9 protein-coding genes are annotated in these 17975 nt (G+C 69.0%); 5 read left to right on the forward strand and 4 right to left on the reverse strand.

The features are described from left to right. Positions 1 to 129: 129 nt before the first annotated feature. The 3 genes from BUB75_RS48230 to BUB75_RS30045 all read right to left on the reverse strand — a co-directional run bounded on the left by BUB75_RS48230 (position 130) and on the right by BUB75_RS30045 (position 3718). Positions 130 to 1506 carry an NlpC/P60 family protein gene (locus BUB75_RS48230; protein WP_084741882.1) on the reverse strand — a complete coding sequence of 459 codons (1377 nt, stop codon included), beginning with the start codon at positions 1504 to 1506 and terminating at the stop codon, positions 130 to 132. Between the two features lie 373 nt (positions 1507 to 1879). Further along, positions 1880 to 2881 (reverse strand): sensor histidine kinase, encoded by a 1002-nt coding sequence (locus BUB75_RS30040; RefSeq protein WP_143175493.1) that lies wholly within the window; start codon positions 2879 to 2881, stop codon positions 1880 to 1882. 192 nt (positions 2882 to 3073) lie between these two features. Then, the gene (locus tag BUB75_RS30045) at positions 3074 to 3718 is read right to left on the reverse strand and encodes a response regulator transcription factor (RefSeq protein ID WP_073261524.1); all 645 of its coding nucleotides are present in this window, start codon (positions 3716 to 3718) and stop codon (positions 3074 to 3076) included. Positions 3719 to 4063: 345 nt separating this feature from the next. Here BUB75_RS30045 and BUB75_RS48235 point away from each other — a divergent pair, with 345 nt between their 5' ends. The 5 genes from BUB75_RS48235 to BUB75_RS47250 all read left to right on the forward strand — a co-directional run bounded on the left by BUB75_RS48235 (position 4064) and on the right by BUB75_RS47250 (position 17243). Then, positions 4064 to 13126 (forward strand): DNRLRE domain-containing protein, encoded by a 9063-nt coding sequence (locus tag BUB75_RS48235; RefSeq protein ID WP_178380012.1) that lies wholly within the window; start codon positions 4064 to 4066, stop codon positions 13124 to 13126. Then, the gene (locus BUB75_RS30055) at positions 13116 to 14174 is read left to right on the forward strand and encodes a hypothetical protein (RefSeq protein ID WP_143175494.1); all 1059 of its coding nucleotides are present in this window, start codon (positions 13116 to 13118) and stop codon (positions 14172 to 14174) included. The genes BUB75_RS48235 and BUB75_RS30055 overlap by 11 nt, the downstream gene beginning before the upstream one ends. A 389-nt stretch (positions 14175 to 14563) precedes the next feature. Continuing rightward, entirely contained in the window at positions 14564 to 15700 is a 1137-nt protein-coding gene (locus BUB75_RS30060; RefSeq protein WP_143175495.1) for a hypothetical protein, read from the forward strand. Positions 15701 to 16099: 399 nt separating this feature from the next. After that, positions 16100 to 16561: a hypothetical protein gene (locus tag BUB75_RS30065; RefSeq protein WP_073261532.1), complete on the forward strand. Its 462-nt coding sequence runs from the start codon at positions 16100 to 16102 to the stop codon at positions 16559 to 16561. Between the two features lie 424 nt (positions 16562 to 16985). Continuing rightward, complete coding sequence (locus BUB75_RS47250) at positions 16986 to 17243, forward strand: site-specific integrase (protein ID WP_218617840.1); 258 nt, start codon at positions 16986 to 16988, stop codon at positions 17241 to 17243. 74 nt (positions 17244 to 17317) lie between these two features. Here BUB75_RS47250 and BUB75_RS30075 read toward each other — a convergent pair whose 3' ends face one another. After that, positions 17318 to 17863: a hypothetical protein gene (locus BUB75_RS30075; protein ID WP_218617841.1), complete on the reverse strand. Its 546-nt coding sequence runs from the start codon at positions 17861 to 17863 to the stop codon at positions 17318 to 17320. Positions 17864 to 17975: the final 112 nt, after the last annotated feature.

Raw genomic sequence — 17975 nt, forward strand, 5'->3', positions numbered from 1 at the left:
TCCGCTCATGCCGCGGATGTCGCGTTCTGCTCGCGAGTGGCAATGGATGGCCGCTGGTCTGCATTGGGTGAAGGCGTCGTCATCTTGGCCGAGCATCACGGGCACGCTGTCGCTCGCTCGGTGAATTCCTCATGGGGTGGCTGACGGTTGGTTGGTGGGGATGACAGGAGGTGGCGTTGCCGAGGGGGTGGGATCGGGAGCGGCGCTGGTGGGCGTCGGGGAGGGCGGCGGCGTTGCCGCTGGCGGCGTTGTGGGCCCCGGGGAGGTGGCGCTCGGCGTCGGCGTGGACGGCGGCGGCGTTGTCGGGACGGGGCTAGCCGACGGCGTACGAGTGGGCGTGGGTGTAGGCGTGCGCGTCGGTGTGGCCTTCGGCGTGGCTCGCGGGGTCGCTCGCGGAGTCGTTGCCGGTGGGGTGGCGGCGGGGACGACGCGGGTGGCGGCGTAGAACTCGGCCCACCAGACCGGAGCGATGCGCACGACGTCGCCGGTCGTCGGAGCGTGCAGCATCCGTCCTTGGCCGAGGTAGAGGGCGACGTGGTGGATGGTGTTCCAGTCGGACTTGTCGGTGGCGAAGAACAGGAGGTCGCCGGGGAGCAGCGCGGTGATCGACACGCGCGGGGTGGCCCGGTACTGGGGGCGTGCGGTGCGGGGCAGGCGGATGCCGGCGTGGGCGTAGGCGGTTTGGACGAGGCCGGAGCAGTCGTACCGGTCGGGTCCTTCGGCGCCCCACTCGTAGGGTTTGCCGCGCTGTGCGAGGGCGAATTCGACGGCCTTGACGGCGGCTTTTCCGGCGCGGCCGTCGGCGTCGCGGAGGTAGCGGGCGGCCGAAGCGGCGTCGGTGACTTCTTGTTGACGTCGGGCGGCGACGAGGGTGGGTTGGTGAGCCTTGCGGAGCTGTTGAAGGGCCTTGCCGCGCTGGTCGAGATCGGTGGCGAGCTCGAGGACGCGCTGTTGCTGTCGGAGGGCGGCCGTCGCGGCACGGGTCAGTTCGTCGGTTGCGGCGCGGTGGGTGGCTTCGGCGGCGCGGAGGTTGGCGAGCGGGGCGCCGGCGGCCGGTGCTTGCTGGCCGAACATGCGGTTGCGCGGGTCGGTGGCCAGCCCGGCTGGCCGGCGGGCCGCGTCGATGTAGGAGTTGCGGGTCCAGCGGTCCACGTCCGCGCGGGCGGTCACGAGGGCACGCGCGGCTTCGCCGAGTTGGTCGGCTGCGGCGGTGTGCTCGTTGGACATGGCTTGTAGGTCGGTGCGGGCTTCCTCGAGGTGTTCGGCGACGGCTTCCGCGGCGATCTCCTGTTGGCGAACCCGCGCAGGAATCGACGTTGCGGTCGCGGGCGGCGGCGTCGCTCCGGCGCTGGGAGGGGCGGCCGGATCGGGCGGCGTGAGGGCGGAGTCAGGCGACTGCGTGCCGTTCGGTGGCGGCAGTGTCGGTAGCGCAGGCCGCGCCTCGATGTCGATGCTGGACGGACCGCTATCAAGGGTGATGAGCAGTCCGGCGGCGAACAGCAGCAAGGGGAGAACGGCTGCGAGTCCTTTGAGTTTGGGAGAGTGGCGGCGGCAGCGGCGCTTTCCGCAGCAGCACGGCGCGGGCTCGGCAGCGCGGTGCCGGCCGCGGGTGAGGTAACGCGACACGGGCGGTCAGCCGCAAGCGGCCAGGCCGGCGGATGGGCACCCGTCGGACTCGTGAGACGCGACGGCGGCGTCCCCAGACGGGACGAGCGGGGCGGGCATGTGTCACCTCAGTGGCGCAGGAGACCGAACGATCGTCAGCCTCTGTGCTGCTCACGGCCACGGCGAGGTCTTTGCGGACAGCCCGCAGGAAGTCTGTGGAAAACCCGCAATCCGATTGCGGAATGGCCGCAACCGCCCGCGCGGCGCATGGTGCCTAGGGACGGTCTTCGGCAGAAGCGCGGAGTGCCGCGCTGACGGTGGTGCCGGTCAAGTCGCACGGGTCAGACGACGCGGTGCCGACGCTGATCGTCAGTTGACCCTGATGCAGAGCGGCGCGGGCGTGCATCGCGGGGATGCCGATTCCGCCGCATTCCTCGTGTGATGCGTTGACGCCGTCCGTGTGATGGATGCCGGTGCCGTTGTCCGACACTCGAAGCGTGAGCCCGTCGGCCTGGTGCACGAGGGTGACGGTGATGTGGGTGGCGCCGCTGTGTTTGAGGGCGTTGCTGAGCGCTTCTTGCGCGATGCGGTAGGCGCTCAGAGCGGTGGCACTGTCGATCGGCGTAGTCCCGTCGGTCGGCCCGTCCGCGGTGACCTGAAAGCCGAGGGTCAGCTGCGGGTGCCGTCGGGCGGTGCGGTCGACGAGGGTCTCCAGTGCAGCGGCGAGCCCGAGTTCGGTCAGCAGCGGCGGGTGCAGGTCGGCGATGATGTCCCGCAGCGCGGTGATCTGCTCGGCGGCCAGCTCCGCGCCGTCCTTTGCGGCGTGGCGCAGGACAGTGGCGTCTGGGCCGGCGGCGGCGTGCTCGAGGCTGCGGCGCAGGTGGATGAGCGCCTGGAGGGTTTCGTCGTGCAATTCCCGGCTGATGTAGGCACGGTGGTTCTCGATCGCCGCGGTGCGGATTTTGTCCCGTTCTTGACTGAGCGTCGCGCGCATTTCGGGCCAGGCTAGGACCGCCGCGACGACGACGAGGACCAGGGCCGGCAGGTAGACCGCGCGGACCGTTCCGACCAGGGGAAGCTGTTCGGAGATCGGCAGACCGGAGAGCGCGACCGCGGAGCCGAACAAAGCGGCGGAGAGATAGAGAACTCGCGTGCGCGGCCCGGCGTGGATCGCGAGCCCGCCGGCGATGAGAGCACCGGCCAGCGCGACGAAGGTGTTGACCAGGTACGGGAGAGGTCGGTGATCGAGGCTGACACCGGCGACGAGCAGGATCACGCAGGCGCTGGTCAGCCGCTGCCGGAGCGTCTGGACCGTCGTCGCGTCGCTCGCCCGAACGGAGTGGAACACGGCGACATGAAACCGTACGAACCGGCTTGTTAGTAGATCGCTGTGAAAATCATCGACCGATGTGCCCCGACTTGCCGGGCGGATTTAAGGCGCAGATAGGGATCGGGGACGTGATCGGCTCTACCGGAGGTGGGTGCGGGCGTAGGCCGCGATCTGCGCTCGGTCGGTGAGGCCGAGACGATTTCGCAGGCTGGCGCGGATGGACTCGACGGTGCGGACGCTGACCATGAGCGTTTGGGCGACTTGGGTGTTGGTATAGCCCTCTGCCCAGAGCCGGATGGCAGTCTGTTCCCGCTCGGTGAGCGGCACGCCCGCGGGGTACGGACTGCGGGCCAGGCGGGTGGCCAGATGGGGCTGCACGTAGTGGCCGCCGGCGGCGACCTCGGCGACGGCTGCGGCCAGCTCGGGGGCTGGGGCGTCTTTGAGAATGAACCCGGCGGCGCCGGCGGCCAGCGCCGCCCGGATGACCGGGGTGTCGTCCTGCGCGGAGAGCACCAGGATCGGAACGGCGGGCGCGAGGGTGCGGAGCGCCGGCAGGTGCTGCAGCGCGTGCCCGTCGGGCAGATTCAGATCCAGCACCAGAACGCTCGGCGTCGTCCGGGCGGTGAGAATGTTCCGTGCGCCGGCCAGGTCGCCGGCTTCGGCGACCACGGGATAGCCGGCTTCGGTGAGCAGCAGCCGGGTGCCCGCGCGCGTGGTGGGGTGGTCATCGACCACCGCCACGGTCACCCCACCCGGTGGAGCGAGGCCCGCGGGGTCGGTCATGCGCGCACTCTAGCCCGAATCGTCCAGCGTCCGCCTCTGTCATCCGGTACTGCCAATGAACCGCCCCGCCGAGGCGACGTCACAGAGCGCCTCGGGTGGAATTCACCGGAACCCGCCGAGAAATGCGGGAAACCCGCAAAGTCATTTCGGGTCAACCACAGACCTATTGCGGCTTTCCCGCAATCAATAGCCCGGCGTATTTCCCTGTCGGCAATCTGACGCGGCTCGTGTCTTCGGTGCCCTTGGGGGTGCGTGGTGTTCCGCTCGGCAGCTACTCGTCGGCGCCTGTTCGGTCGTGTCCGCCGTCGCATGTGGACGCGTCGGCGGACGGCTCTGGTGGCGGCCGTGACCAGCCTGGTCGTCGTGCTGGGATTGGTGCCGGCTGAGCTCGTGCGGGCGGCGGTAGTCGCCGGCGTCCCGTCGGGTGTACCGGCGGCGCCCCCGGACACACCGGATCAGCGGACCGGCTCGGCCGCCGGAAAACCGCATCTGGTCGACGCGGAGACCACGGAGGCCAAGCCCGACGCGATCACCCGGAAAACACCGGCACCTGACAAGGCGATAGCGCCGGAGCCGGTTCGGGAGAAGGCGCCGAAGTCCTCGATGTTCAAGGCACCGACGCCGCCGGCGTTGCCGGGAGCCAAGCCGCGGGTGGTCGAGGAGACGCCGAAAGCTACCGTGCGTGGCTTCGACCGCACGACGAGCAAAGAGGTGCCGGGGAAGCGGAGCCGGTTCAAGACCGTCTTCCAGAATCAGGACGGCACGCTGACCGCGGAGTACGGCACCACGCCGCGGAATTTCCAGAAGGCCGACAAGTCGTGGGCGAAGATCGACACCACGCTGGTGGGCGACGGCGGCCGGTGGCGGGTCCGCGCCGACGCGAGCGACATCTCGCTGGCCAGCCGGTCGGATGCGGCGAGCCTGGCGTCCTTCGAGCTCGGTGACGAGCGGCGAACGGCGGCTTTCAGCCTGGCTGGGGCCGCCCCGGTGACTGCCTCGGTGGACGGGGACACCGCGACGTACTCCGAGGTGCTCCCCGGCACCGATCTGGTGCTCCAGCCGATCCCGGGTGGCGGCGTCAAGGAAGCGTTGGTTCTGCAGTCGGTCCCGGCCACCAACGTGTGGAAGTTTCCGCTGACCCTCTCCGGCGTCACCGCGCGGTTGGACGACACCGGCGCGGTGGAGCTGGTGGCGACCGATGGCACGATCGCTGGCCGGATTCCCAAGGGCTACATGGAGGACTCCAAACGCGATCCGCGCTCCGGCGACGGCGTGCGGTCGGAGGGCGTTACCTACCGGTTGTTGACCGAGGGCGGAAAGACGGTCCTGGAGGTCACCGCCGATAAGGCGTGGCTGGCCGACCCGGCGCGGGTCTACCCGGTGACGGTCGACCCGACGACGTACTGGAACTTCACCGCGCCGGCCGACACCTACGTGCAGACCGGCTACACGACCACGACCTACACCGAACACGAGCTGCGGGCTGGCACCTACGACGCCGGCGCGCACGTCGCCGCGACCTACATGTCGTTCGGGAACCTGGCCACCGATCTGCACAACGCGACGATCTACGGGGCGCAGCTCTACCTGTATCCGATCTGGTCGTACTCGTGCTCGGCGGCTCGCTCGGTGACTGTGCACGACGTCACCCAGAGCTGGTCGCAGACCTCCATCGCCGCCTACCCGGGGCCGAGTTTCAACGCGACGCCGATCGCGACGTCCTCGCCGTTCGCCCGCGGCTACATCGCGCCCGGGGCGTCCAGCAGCGCGTGCCCGTCCTCGTGGGCGGGTGTCCCGCTCGGTACGGCCGGGAAGAACCTGGTGCAGCGGTGGGCGGATGGCGGCACCAACAACGGCATCACCGTCCGCGCGTCGACGAGCGACTCCAACGCGTGGAAGAAATTCGCCAGCCGCGACACGATCAACGGCCCGTACATGGCGGTGACCTACAGCCCGTACGAGGCGGTCTACTCGTTCCCGCAGAACCCGCCGGTGATCAACCCGGCGGTGACGCCGACTCAGGCCGGGTACGTGCCGGTGACGGTCGCCAACGAGGGCCAGGACACCTGGGGTCCGTCCAACGACTACTACCTCACCTACCAGGTGTACGACCAGGCCGGTAACCGCGTCTACCACGAGTCGGCCAAGACCGCGCCGACCTCCAACGTGGTGCACGGGTACTCGCACACGTTCAACGCCAGGATCAACCCGCTGCCGCCCGGCACGTGGACGGTCATGTTCGACATGCTCCACAGCGTCAACGAGTTCCACCAGTGGGGTGTACCGCGCACCGCGCAGCTGACGGTGACCATTCCCGACCATCCGCCGCGGCTGAACGACATGTCCCCGGACCACAACTACGAAGTCGGGACGCTCCGCCCGCAGCTGTCCGCGGACGCGGACAACCTCGACGGGTGGCCTTCCAGCGGGGTGCAGTACTGGTTCCAGATCTGCGCCGGGCAGGCCCCGAACTGGGACTGGTGCGAGCAAACGCCGTGGCAGACCTCCCGGACGTGGCAGGTGCCGGCCGGAAAGCTCCAGTGGGGCAAGAACTACCACTGGACGGTGTGGGTCAACGACGGCTCCCAGACCGTCGTCGGGCCGCTGTACCTGCTCAAAACTGCCGTGCAGCAACCGGCGATCACTTCGCACCTGGCCTCCGGCGGCACCGCCGGCACCGAGGTCAACGCGCTGATCGGTAACTACACCACCACCGTCACCGACGCCTCGGTGGCCAGCGCCGGTCCGCCGCTGTCGGTGGTCCGCACCTACAACAGCCTCGACCCTCGCACCACTAGCGCGTTCGGCGCCGGCTGGAGCACCCGCTTCGACATGAAGGTCGAACCGGACAATGACGGCACCGGCAACGTCGTGGTCACCTACCCCGACGGGCAGCAGGTGCGGTTCGGCCGCAACGCCGACGGGTCCTTCACCCCACCGCCGGGCCAGTTCGCCACGTTCGCCACCCGCGACGGCGGGGGCTGGCGGCTGATGGACAAACAGTCCACCAGCTACGAATTCGACAGCGCCGGCCGGCTGGTCAAGGTCAGCGACCACCGCGGCCGGACCCAGACCCTCGCCTATGGCGGCGACGGCAAACTCGCCACGGTCACCGGCGTCGGCGGCCGCAAACTCACCTTCACCTGGACCGGCGGCCACGTCACCCGGGTCGCCACCGACCCGGTCAACGGCACCGCCCTGGCCTGGACCTACACCTACACCGGCGACACCCTCACCAGCGTGTGCGCGCCGGTCACCGCACCCAACTGCACCACCTACGGCTACGGCACCGGATCGCACTACCGCACCGTCGTCCTGGATGCGCCCCCGCAGTCCTACTGGCGGCTGGGGGAGAGCAGCGGAGACCCGGCCGTCAGCACCCTCTCGACCCGCCTGAACACCGACAACGGCCACTACTCCGGCGTGACCCTCGGAGTGCCCGGCGCGCTGACCGGCACCGGTGACACCGCGGTAAGGGTCACCGGCGGCCAATCCCACGTGCGGCTTCCCGACCGCGCCCTGACCCGCCACGGCGCCTACCTGGCCGTCGAGCTGTGGTTCCGCACCGCCAGCGGCGGTGTCCTCGTCGGCCACCAAGGCGGCGGGCGGCTACCGGCGACCGGTGCCAACGCGGTTCCGGCGCTGTATGTCGGCACCGACGGCAAGCTCCGCGGCCAGTTCGCCACTGGCAGCACCTCGCCGATCACCTCGTCCGGGACGGTCACCGACAACCAGTGGCACCACGTCGTACTCTCCGGCGGCGGCAACACCCAGAGCCTCTACCTCGACGGGAAACTCGTCGGGACCCTGGCCGGCACCATCGACCACCCAGTCGCGCCCTACACCTACCTCGGCAACGGCTACACCTCCCCGTCCTGGCCTGCCACCCCGGGCAACGCCGGGTACTTCGCGCTCACCGGCGACCTCGACGAGGTCGCCGTCTACGCCAAGCCTCTCGGCCTGACCGCGGTTCAGGAGCACTACCGGGCCCGCGCTGCTGCCCAGCAGGTCAAGACCGTGACTCTGCCGAGCGGACGCACCCACGCGTCGATCACCTACGACGTCGGTCAGGACCGGGTCAGCCAGCACACCGACCGGCACGGCGGCACCTGGAAGATCGGCCCGATCAGCGTCACCGGCACCGTCGAGAACCCGGTCGGCGCGGTCACGGTCACCGACCCGCGCAACGGCACGACGACGTCCACCTACGACCCGCTGCGCGGGTGGCAGCTGACCCGCCAGACCGACCAGCTGAACAAAACCACGCACTACACCTATGACCTGACCGGCTACCTGACCAAGGTCACCGACGCCAACGGGCACGGCACCACCTTCTACCGCGACGTCCGCGGCAACATGATCGGCCGGGTCCGCTGCCGGGACGCCAACACCTGCCACACCGAGTACTTCAGCTATCACCTGGAGACCAACAACCCGTTCGACCCCCGCAACGACCAGCTCGAGGCCTACCTCGACGGCCGGTCGGCGCACTTCCTCGACGGCACCTTCCAGACCCGCTGGTTCTACAACGCACACGGCGAGCAGACCGAGCAGAGCCTCCCCACCCCGTCCAGCCAGCCCACTCTCCGCGGCCCGCGGTACACCTACACCGACGGCAGCGAGGGCGCGGTCGGCGGCGGCAGCACCCCGGCCGGTCTGCTGGAGACCTCCGCGGACGCCCGCGGCAACGAGACCCGCTACGCCTACACCGCCGCCGGGGACCTGGCTCGCGTCACGGACGCGGCCGGTCTGGTCACCGACTACGCCTACGACGAGATCGGCCGGCCGGTCCGCACCCAGGTCACCGCCGACTCCCTGGAAACCCCCGCGGTCACCACCACGACCTACGACGGGCTGTCCCGGCCGGTCACCACCACCGCCCCGGCCGCGACCAACACCGTCACGAGCACCACCCACACCGCGCGGGTCACCTACACCTACGACCCGGACTCCAACCCGCTGACCGAGGCGCTGTCGGACACCACCGGCGGTGACCCGACCCGGACGGTTACCTCCACCTACGACGACTACGGCAACCTCGCCACGCAGACCAGCCCCGAGGGCGGCGTCGAGCGGTACGCCTATGACACCACCGGCGCGCGCACCTTGCTGATGGATGCGACCGGCACACAGTACGGGTACATCTACACCCCCCGCGGGGAACTCGCGCTCCGGGTGGTCCGCGACTACACCGGCAGCCCACTGGCGCCCGAGTCCGCGCGGGACGTCACCCTGGACTCCTACGCCTACGACCCGGCCGGGCGGCTGGCCGTCCACGTCGACGCGATGGGCCGCACCGAGTCCTACGTCTACTACGACGACGACCTGCTCGGGATGACCATCGTCAACAACGCCCGGCTCAACGACTCGACCACCCCGGTCAACGAGATCGTCGACCAGCGCGGCTACGACCCGGCAGGCAACCTCACCTTCCGGATCACCGGCGGCGGGGCCGTCCGCACCGACTACTCCTACGACAACGCCTCCCGGCTGATCCGCGAGTCCCTCGACCCGCTCGGGCGTAACCGCCGCGTCGCCTACACCTACGACGCCGACGACAACGTGCTCTCCGCCGAGCGCACCGCGGGTAGCGGCGACCGCATCGAGCGGGTCGAGTTCACCTACGACCCGATGAGCCGGGTCACCCGCGAGACCGTCGAGAACGGTGACACCGATCTGGTCACCACGTATGCCCGCGACGACCGGGGCCTGGTCACCGACGAGGTGTCCCCGCGCGGCAACGTCTCCGGCGGCAACCCCGACGCCCACCGCACCACCTACCGCTTCGACGCGCTCGGCCGCCCGCTCGAGATCAAGCAGCCGCCGATCACCGTGCACCGCACCGGCATCGCCGCGATCAACGACCACCGTCCGGGCACCCGCTACGGCTACAACACCGCCGGTGACACCACCCACGTCACCGACCCCGAGGGCCGCACCACGGTCACGGTCTACGACCGCGACAGCCGCGCCACCTCGGTGACTCTCCCTACCTACACCGCGCCCGGCGCCGCCACCGCGGTCACCCCGCGCGCCACCACCGCCTACGACGACGCCGGTCGGCCGACCTCCGTCACCGACCCGCGCGGCGCCACCCGCACCACCGTCTACGACCAGCTCGGCCGCCCGGTCAAGATCACGGATCCGCCCGCGACCAGCGGCGCCCCGTCCGGGGTCACCACGATGACCTACGACCTGGCCGGTGAGCTCACCGCGATCGTCGACCCCACCGGCGCCCGGATCGAGGCCACCTACGACGACCTCGGCCGCCAGGTCACCGAGACTCTCGTCGAACGCCGTCCCACCGGCGCTGCCTACACCACCCGCCACACCTACGACCTGTCCGGTCGTCTGACCCGCACAACCGCGCCCAGCGGGGCTGTCCGCCAGTACACCTACAACCCTGAAGGTGACCTCTCCGGCGAGGTCGACGATCTGGGCCGGCACACGACCTACCGCTACGACCTGGCCGGGCGTCTCCAGCGCGTCATCGACCCGCTCGGCCTGGCTGTCGAAGCCGAGTACGACCTCGCCGGTCGTAACACCGCGGTCAAGGATCTCGACAAGACCGAACAGGTCCTCCGCACCCGCCGCACCACCTACGACGCGGACAGCAACCCGGTCACCACCGTCTCCGGCGAAGGCCACACCACCACCCGGGCTTACGACAACGGCGGGCGGATGACCTCGCTCACCGAACCGGTCACCGACAGCAAGACCATCACCACCACGTTCGGCTACGACGCCAACGGCGCGCTGACCCGGCTGGTCGACGGCCGCGGCAATATCACCGTCACCAGCTACAACACCCTCGGCCTGATCCAGGCCGTCACCGAATCACCCACCACCGCCCACCCCGACCTGACCGACCGCACCTGGACCACCAGCTACGACGCCGCCGGCAACACCACCAGCGTGCTGCAGCCCGGCGGCGTCCGCCTGGCCTACACCTACGACGCCCTCGGCCGGCTCACCGCCCGAACCGGCACCGGCGCCGAGACCGCCACCACCGGCACCGAGTACGGCTACGACCTGGCCGGGCGCACCACCGCGATCAGCGCACCCGGCGGCACCCTCACGGTCGGCTACGACGACCGCGGCAACCCGATCACCACCACCGCGCCGGGCGGAGTCACCTCCACCTCCACCTACGACGGCAACAACCGCCTGACCCGGCGGGTCGATAAGGCCGGCACCGCGGTCTACGGCTGGGACGGCGCCGACCAGCTCACCAGCGGCACCGACCCGGCCACCGGCCAGACCTACATCCGCGCCTACGACGACGCCGGCCGCCTGACCGGCATCACCTACGGCACCACCGGCGCGAAACGCGTCCTCGGTTACGACGACCTCGACCGGCTCACCACCGACCAGACCAAGTCCGCGACCGACGCCGTCCTGACGTCGGCGACCTACGAGTACAACAAGGACGACCAGCGCACCAAGGAGATCACCGCAGGCGTTCCGCAGGCCGGAACCCACCAGTACTCCTACGACAGGTCCGGGCGGCTGACCGGCTGGACCAAGCCCGACGGCACCAGCGTCGACTACGGCTGGGACGACGCCGGCAACCGCACCAAGGTCGGCTCCACGACCTACACCTACGACGAACGCAACCGGCTGACCAGCGGCGCAGGCAACACCTACACCTACCGCCCCCGCGGCACCCTCGCCTCGACCAGCAGCGGTGGAACCACCACCACGGCCCAGTTCGACGCGTTCGATCGGCTGGTCGCTGACGGGCCTGTCTCCTACGCCTACGACGGCCTGGGCCGCCTGTCCCAACGCACCAGCGGCGGGCAGACCACCACGCTGGCCTACTCAAGCGACGCCAACGACCCCGTGGCCGTTCTCAACAGCGACGGCACCGCCACTGCTCGCTACGGCCGCGACCCCGCCGGCAATCTCCTCGCTACCACCGAGAACGGCACCTCGTCCTGGACGGTCACCGACCCCCACGGCGATCGGACCGCCGCGCTCAACACCGCTGGCACGGCTCTGACCGGTGCCGCTGCCTACGACCCCTTCGGGGCGGTCACCGGCACCACCGGCACGGGCTCGAGCCTCGGCTACCAGGGCGAGTACACCGACCCCACCACCGGACGGGTCAACATGCACGCCCGCTGGTACACGCCAGCGACCGGCGGGTTCAACAGCCGCGACACCATGACGGTGCCGGCCGACCCCTCGGTCCAGGGCAACCGCTACACCTACGGCAACGCCGACCCCCTCAACCACACGGACCCCACCGGTCATCTCTCGGTCAAAGAAATCACACGCGCTGCCGCGCCGATCGTCCGCTTCGTCAAACCCGCTGTACCCGCGATCCGGACGATCGGCCGCGCCGTCCCGGGCGTCAATCTGGTCATCAACGTCTACGACGCCGCCAAACTCGCCTACAAGGCCGGTCAGTACATCGGCACGCGTTGGGTCCGGCCCGCCTTCTCCGGAAACCAGGCGCCCGGCACCGCGACGACAAGCCGCTGCGGAAACTCCTGTAGCAGCTACCTGGACTTTTCGAAGCTCCCTAAACCACCCACCGGCACCAGTGGAGGATCGCGCAACGCCGGCGGAGGACCGCACTACTCCGGCGGAGGGCCGCGCTACTCCAGCGGCGGCTACACCCGCATCGGCGGGGGCTACGGCCCGCCGTCACCGCCGCCGCCACCCAGCCGCAAGCAACTCATGCTGAACGTCGCCCGCACCCCTGCGGCCCGACCGGCCTACCGGCCCGTAATCGACCAGGCCACCCTGGACCGGCAGGTCAGGGCGACGGAAGCCGATGTCACCGTGGTGGCCGCGCAGCAGGCTTCGTCGATAGGTTCGGGTGGGCTCGTCCTCGACGACAAGCCGACAGCGCAAGAACGACCGTGGGAGAAGGGATCACTGGCGACTTCCCCGCTACGTAAGGAGGAGCGCGGCTGCCTATCGGGCGAGTGGGAAGGCGATCCGATCCGCTACTGGGGCCTGGACGGTTCCGGCAAAGAAGGCGTTGACCGCGCGATGGGTGCCGAGGCCTGCTATCAAGGAGCATTGCCTGGCGGGGGAACCCCAGCGGCTGAGCTACCCATCGCTGGCTACAAGAAGCACTTCGGTCTGGCGCGAGGCCACCTTATCGGCAACAAGTTGGGCGGGGACGGAACGCGATACGACAACCTGATTCCGATCTATCAGGCTGACACCAACGTCCGGAAAATGTTCCACCGCTGGGAAAAGGATGTGGCCCGGCGGGTGGCGAATGAAGAGACCGTATTCTACCGGGTTGTTCCCCTGTATCGCGGAGAGAGTAAGATCCCGTACGCTGTCTCGATGACTATCAGCTCCTCCACTGGGTACTATCATTCAGCGGAAATTATCAATCAGCGCTTCGATGTGCCGGCGCAAGCATGGAGGCGAGATGTTGAATAGACTGAAGGATCTCTATTCCGGTCCTCACTCCACGGTACCGATTGATTGGGCCGCATTCCAGTCCGCCCTCGGCGTGCGGGTGCCGAAAGACTACGAGGGGTACTGCGAGCACTTCCCTCCGGGTTTGTTCCAGGACTACCTCACCATCTATCACCCAGCGCAAAACACCGGTGAGGACGTGCTGCGGTACACAGGTGCGCTCGTGGAGATGATCGAGGAGTTCGCCGATTTCGACGATCCGCCGTTTCCACTCACGGTCGGCGCAGGCGGGCTGATCGCCTGGGGAATCGCGAACGTGAGCCCTTATTTCTGCTGGATCGCAAACAGTGAGAACCCCGACGAGTGGCCGACGTTGATCATCGAGGATGACGGATCGCGATGGCAGCAGGTTGACCGCCCTATGACCGAAGTTCTGACCGAGGTGCTCTTCGGCGCTGAACGGCTAAGCGTCTTGGCCGACTATGACGCGCTCAAACGAACCCCCGTCGCCTTCGAACCCTTCGAGAAAGGACCCGTTTCGGACGTTCCTGGCGAGGCCATGCCGGTCTCATACGACGGCCGGCCATTGCGTGAACCCGTCGATGCGGTCGACGCGCTCCTCGAAGTATCTGGCGCCGCGGCGTCTGGTCTGAAGCCACACCGAAACTTGCCCCGCCCGACCGCCCTCGAGCCCTCGATCTTCCCGGCCGACTATCGACGACTCATCGACCGGGTGCCTACGCTCCGAATCGCCGACGTGGCATTGCTTGTACCCGGCGACCAAGCCACCGAACATGACTGGCACGCTCAGATGGCACTCTTGCAGGACGTCGCCCGGATGCGACGAGACAACGGCGGTCACGCCTTCCTCCTGTGGCCCGCCCCAGGCGGACTGATTCCGTGGGCGCGCACCGAGCGCGAGGAGGTGTGCTGCTGGCTCCCTCATGCTGCTGATCCCGACTCCTGGCCGGTCGCGGTGCTTGCTCCCGATGGGTTGAGCGTCGACATCACGAACCGGTCTGCAACCGGCTATCTCCTTCACCGACTCACCGATGCCGACGTCGTATGAGTTCGACGATCAGCGCTACACGAGTCTGCAGTTCTGCGCTCCGACGGCGCGAGGCCAACTGAGACCCGGAAGACTAACTCGACTGCCGCCGAGTACACATTCGCCCGGTGTGGCCGGGACTCGTCCGGCTTGGCCGCCGGGTGAGTTTGTCCGCGTCCGATGGTGGAGCCGGCTCGCCGGGATTGGCTGCGGTTCTTCCCGCTCGTAGTCGGCATCGTCGAGGACGACCCCCGGCGAGTCGTCGGCGCGGGCTCGCCAGTGGGTGCGCCTCGAGGACCGGCCGGCCGGTCATGCTCGTCTTGCTGCCATGCACGGCGGCGCCTCTGCTCTAAACGCACAAGACGGACACCGCGATGGGAGTTGCCGCCGTGAACCTGCGCTCGTGGCCGATGACAGTCGCGTTTCTCCTGGTACTGGCTGCGTTCGTTCGCCTGCTTGCGGCCACCGACGGTGATCTGGACGGCGTCGGGGCTGTGCTCGGTTTGCTGGTCGGGCTTCTGGCTCTTCCACCGCTGACCACTGTCGTGTGGGCGGCAGGGGGTGGCTCGGTCTATGCAGCAGGGGTCGGCGTGGGCCTGCGGTTGTGGTACCACCAGTTCGCGAGCGGTCGGTTCGTCCAGGTGCGTGCTCTGCCGTTCGCGGTGTACCTGGGCGGTTTCGGAGCCGCAGACGGTCGGCGCCCGCAGACGCCGTTCCGCGTCATGCTCGCATTCGCTGCTGCCATCGGTGCTGCCGGTCTCGCTACGGTCGCGCTTACGACCTCGGGATGGTTGTTCGGCCTGGGCGCTGCCGCGTTGATCTGCGTCACGAGCTTCTTCGCCGATCGCAGGCCGGTCGCGCCCCTGCCCGCGGCTCTTTCCGAGTTCGAAGCCCGGTCCCGCGCTCGGCTGACGTCGGTCGTGCTTGCCGTGCAGCGTCGGGAGGACGCGGAGGTGGTCCGGATGACTGCGGACGTCCCGGCCGTGCCGGGGCACTGGACCGACAGCTATCTCCTGGCCCTACGCGCCGGCGCGCTCGAGGAGACGGCCACCGCCACCGACGCCGTGCACACGCTCCGGACCGCGCTGACCGGACCGGAAGACGCGATGACGCCGCTGGTGCGCACCTGCCTGGCGATCGCGCTGTTCCGGGCGGTGCTGCGCGGCGAGATCGCGTCAGAGCACCACGCCTCGGTCGTCGCCGAGATCCGAGAGCGCGCCGCGAGGAACGCGGACTTCGCCCGGTCGATGGAGTTAGCCGAAGTACTGGCCGTGCAGACCGCCTACCTCGACGGCGACTGGCCACGCGCGATCGCCCACAGCCGTCGCGCCGCCCGTAGGCAGCCGCCCGGCCACCGCGCCGAGGCCTACGCGATCGCCGCACTGGCGGCCGCGGCCAACGGCGACCGATCCCGCGCGGCGCGGTACCTCAAAGCCGCCCGCCGCAACAACCCCGCCGCACGGCTCGTCCAGGTCGCAGCCACCGTCCTTGAGACGCCCGACCGGTCGGATGGGAGCACCGCCCTCGAAACACCTACCTCGGCCTAGCGGCGGAGGTAGGGCCCGGGTTCGTGAGGGCTTGGTCATGCGAGTGGGCCGTCAGCGTGGCGCGTACGGCACCTTCACCTCTTCGCTCAGTGCGATAGCCCGCTCGGATTCGCGCGGCGTGGTGGCCGATAGCATCCGCCTCGAACGCCGCGCCGAGGCTCGTGCAGCTACCGTGCAAGCGTCGGCGTCTTCATGGCGACAAGCGGCGGTGAGCGGCTCCCGGGCTTCGTCAAATGAGGGCATTGCCCATAACGGGAAATGATCAACGACGATGAATGAAACTGTTCTACCGGTCCAGGTTTGAGGTGGGTGGCGTCCTCGGTGACGGTCAGCAATCGGCTCAAAGCACTCTTTCGATCGGGTAGTGCCGTCGCCCCAATCGACTGGACGAGTACCGAGGTGACCGACCTGCGCGCCCTCGTGGCCGCCGGTGATTCGGCCCTGCACGACGCTCTCGACCTCGCCAGCACGATGTCCGTCTCGGCGGTCGAGCAGCAGCTCGACTACGACTTCCTGGAGAACCACGCCGAGGACGCCTCGCGCTTCCTGCGTGCCTGGCTGCCCCGGCTCCGCCCGTTCGAGCGGATGCAGGCCGCAGAGTGGGTGACCACCCAGTACCTGCTGACCATGGTGCACCTCGACCACGCGCACGGCATCGCCGCCCGGCTGCAGATGGAGGCGCTGGCGGCCGCAGCCGGCGAGCTGGCCGACACGCTCGACGAATTCTGGGCCCTCACCGATGGGCCGGATGCGGAGGTGGATGTCAGCGTCGCCACGGCGTTGCAGGGGCTCGCCACCACGGTGCGCGAGGTGTCCGCGCGGCTGTCCGCCGAGGTCGCTGCGTTGCCGCCTACGCCGTAGCGCAGGCCGCGCCGATCGGCGATATGCGATCGCGAATGGCCGGCTCGGACGTTTATACGTCCGGGCTGGCCGCGGTCCCCGGCCGAGCATGTCCGCCGTCCACTCGTTCCTCCTGAGTCGCCGATCCTCGGACTCGGGCATCTGCAGTTCGGGACGCTGCTGACCACCGCGCGGCTCTCGGCGAACATCAACGACTTCGCGCTCATCGTGATGCTCGGCCTGCTCGAGTTACGGATCTTCGAAGCCACCGGCGCTAACATCGCGGACCTCGGCGAGGAACACGGCCACCGCGTGCTGCGCGTCCGCGGAAAGGGCGGCAAGGTGGTCCTCGTCCCGCTGCCGCCCGCCCGTCGGGCGTGCGCTCGACCGGGCTGTCGACGAACGGACCGGCGGGCCGATCCTCCGCAACAGCCGCGGCGCCCGGATGGATCGGCACGCCGCGACCCGCCGGCTCAAGCACCTCGCGGCGACCGCGGGAATCCGGATGCCCCGCATGCACCCGCACATGCTCAGGCACACCTTCGTGACCACGATGCTGGACGCCGGCGTCAGCCTCCACGACACCCAGATCGCCGCCCGGCACGCCCACCCACGGACGACGATGCGCTACGACCGAGCCCGGAAGAACCTCGATCGCCGCCCCAACTTCATCCTCGCCGCCTACATGGCGTCCGGAAGCTAACGCCGACGCTCGACCGTGCCGAGGAGAGTGCGTTCGGCGGCTGACCGGGAAAGGCCCCCCGACGGATCGGCGAGTCACTGCTGTCTTGCCCGTGAGGAAGTGCGTACCTGCAGAATTGCCCAAGCAATTAGACCGAGGACAGCGCCCTGCAGCGCGTTGAAAATCAGTATCGCGATGTACCCAGGCGGCGGGATCGGCTCGGCTGACGCCAGGAAGGGTTGCAGCGACAGATTCAGCAGGATCGCGAAAAGTGCGTATGCGACACCCGCCGCTGTCAGCGTTAACACCGGGCTATGCACCCGTCGCCATACCGCAGCGGCGATCCAAACCGCCGAGATCAGTGCAGTGAGCAGCAGCGGCCCGACCGGCTTGGCCAGGAACCCCGAGTCGTATGCGCCGACGATGCTGAGAGTCGGACGTGCCAGGCCTAGAAACCCGAGAAGAACGGCCAGTTTCAGGTGCGCGGGCTTCCGGTTCATTGGTCCCACGGTATGGATCTGAGTAGCGCTCCGAATCGGTTCGATGTCGACGATCACTGTCAACATTGGACGTAATGGCAATGCCTTCGGCTGCCTCAACCGCCCGGCCGTGGCCGGCGTTTCCTCCCGGCCGGTCAGCATCTACCACCCAGCGGAACAGGACGCTGTTGACGGTGATCGAACGGGACGTTCTTCTAAGCAGCGTCGCCCCTCGCATCCCCCCTGTTGGCCGGAGATCGTCGGCCGGCTCGAT

Origin of the sequence: Cryptosporangium aurantiacum, assembly GCF_900143005.1 — a bacterium.
Lineage (GTDB): Bacteria > Actinomycetota > Actinomycetes > Mycobacteriales > Cryptosporangiaceae > Cryptosporangium > Cryptosporangium aurantiacum.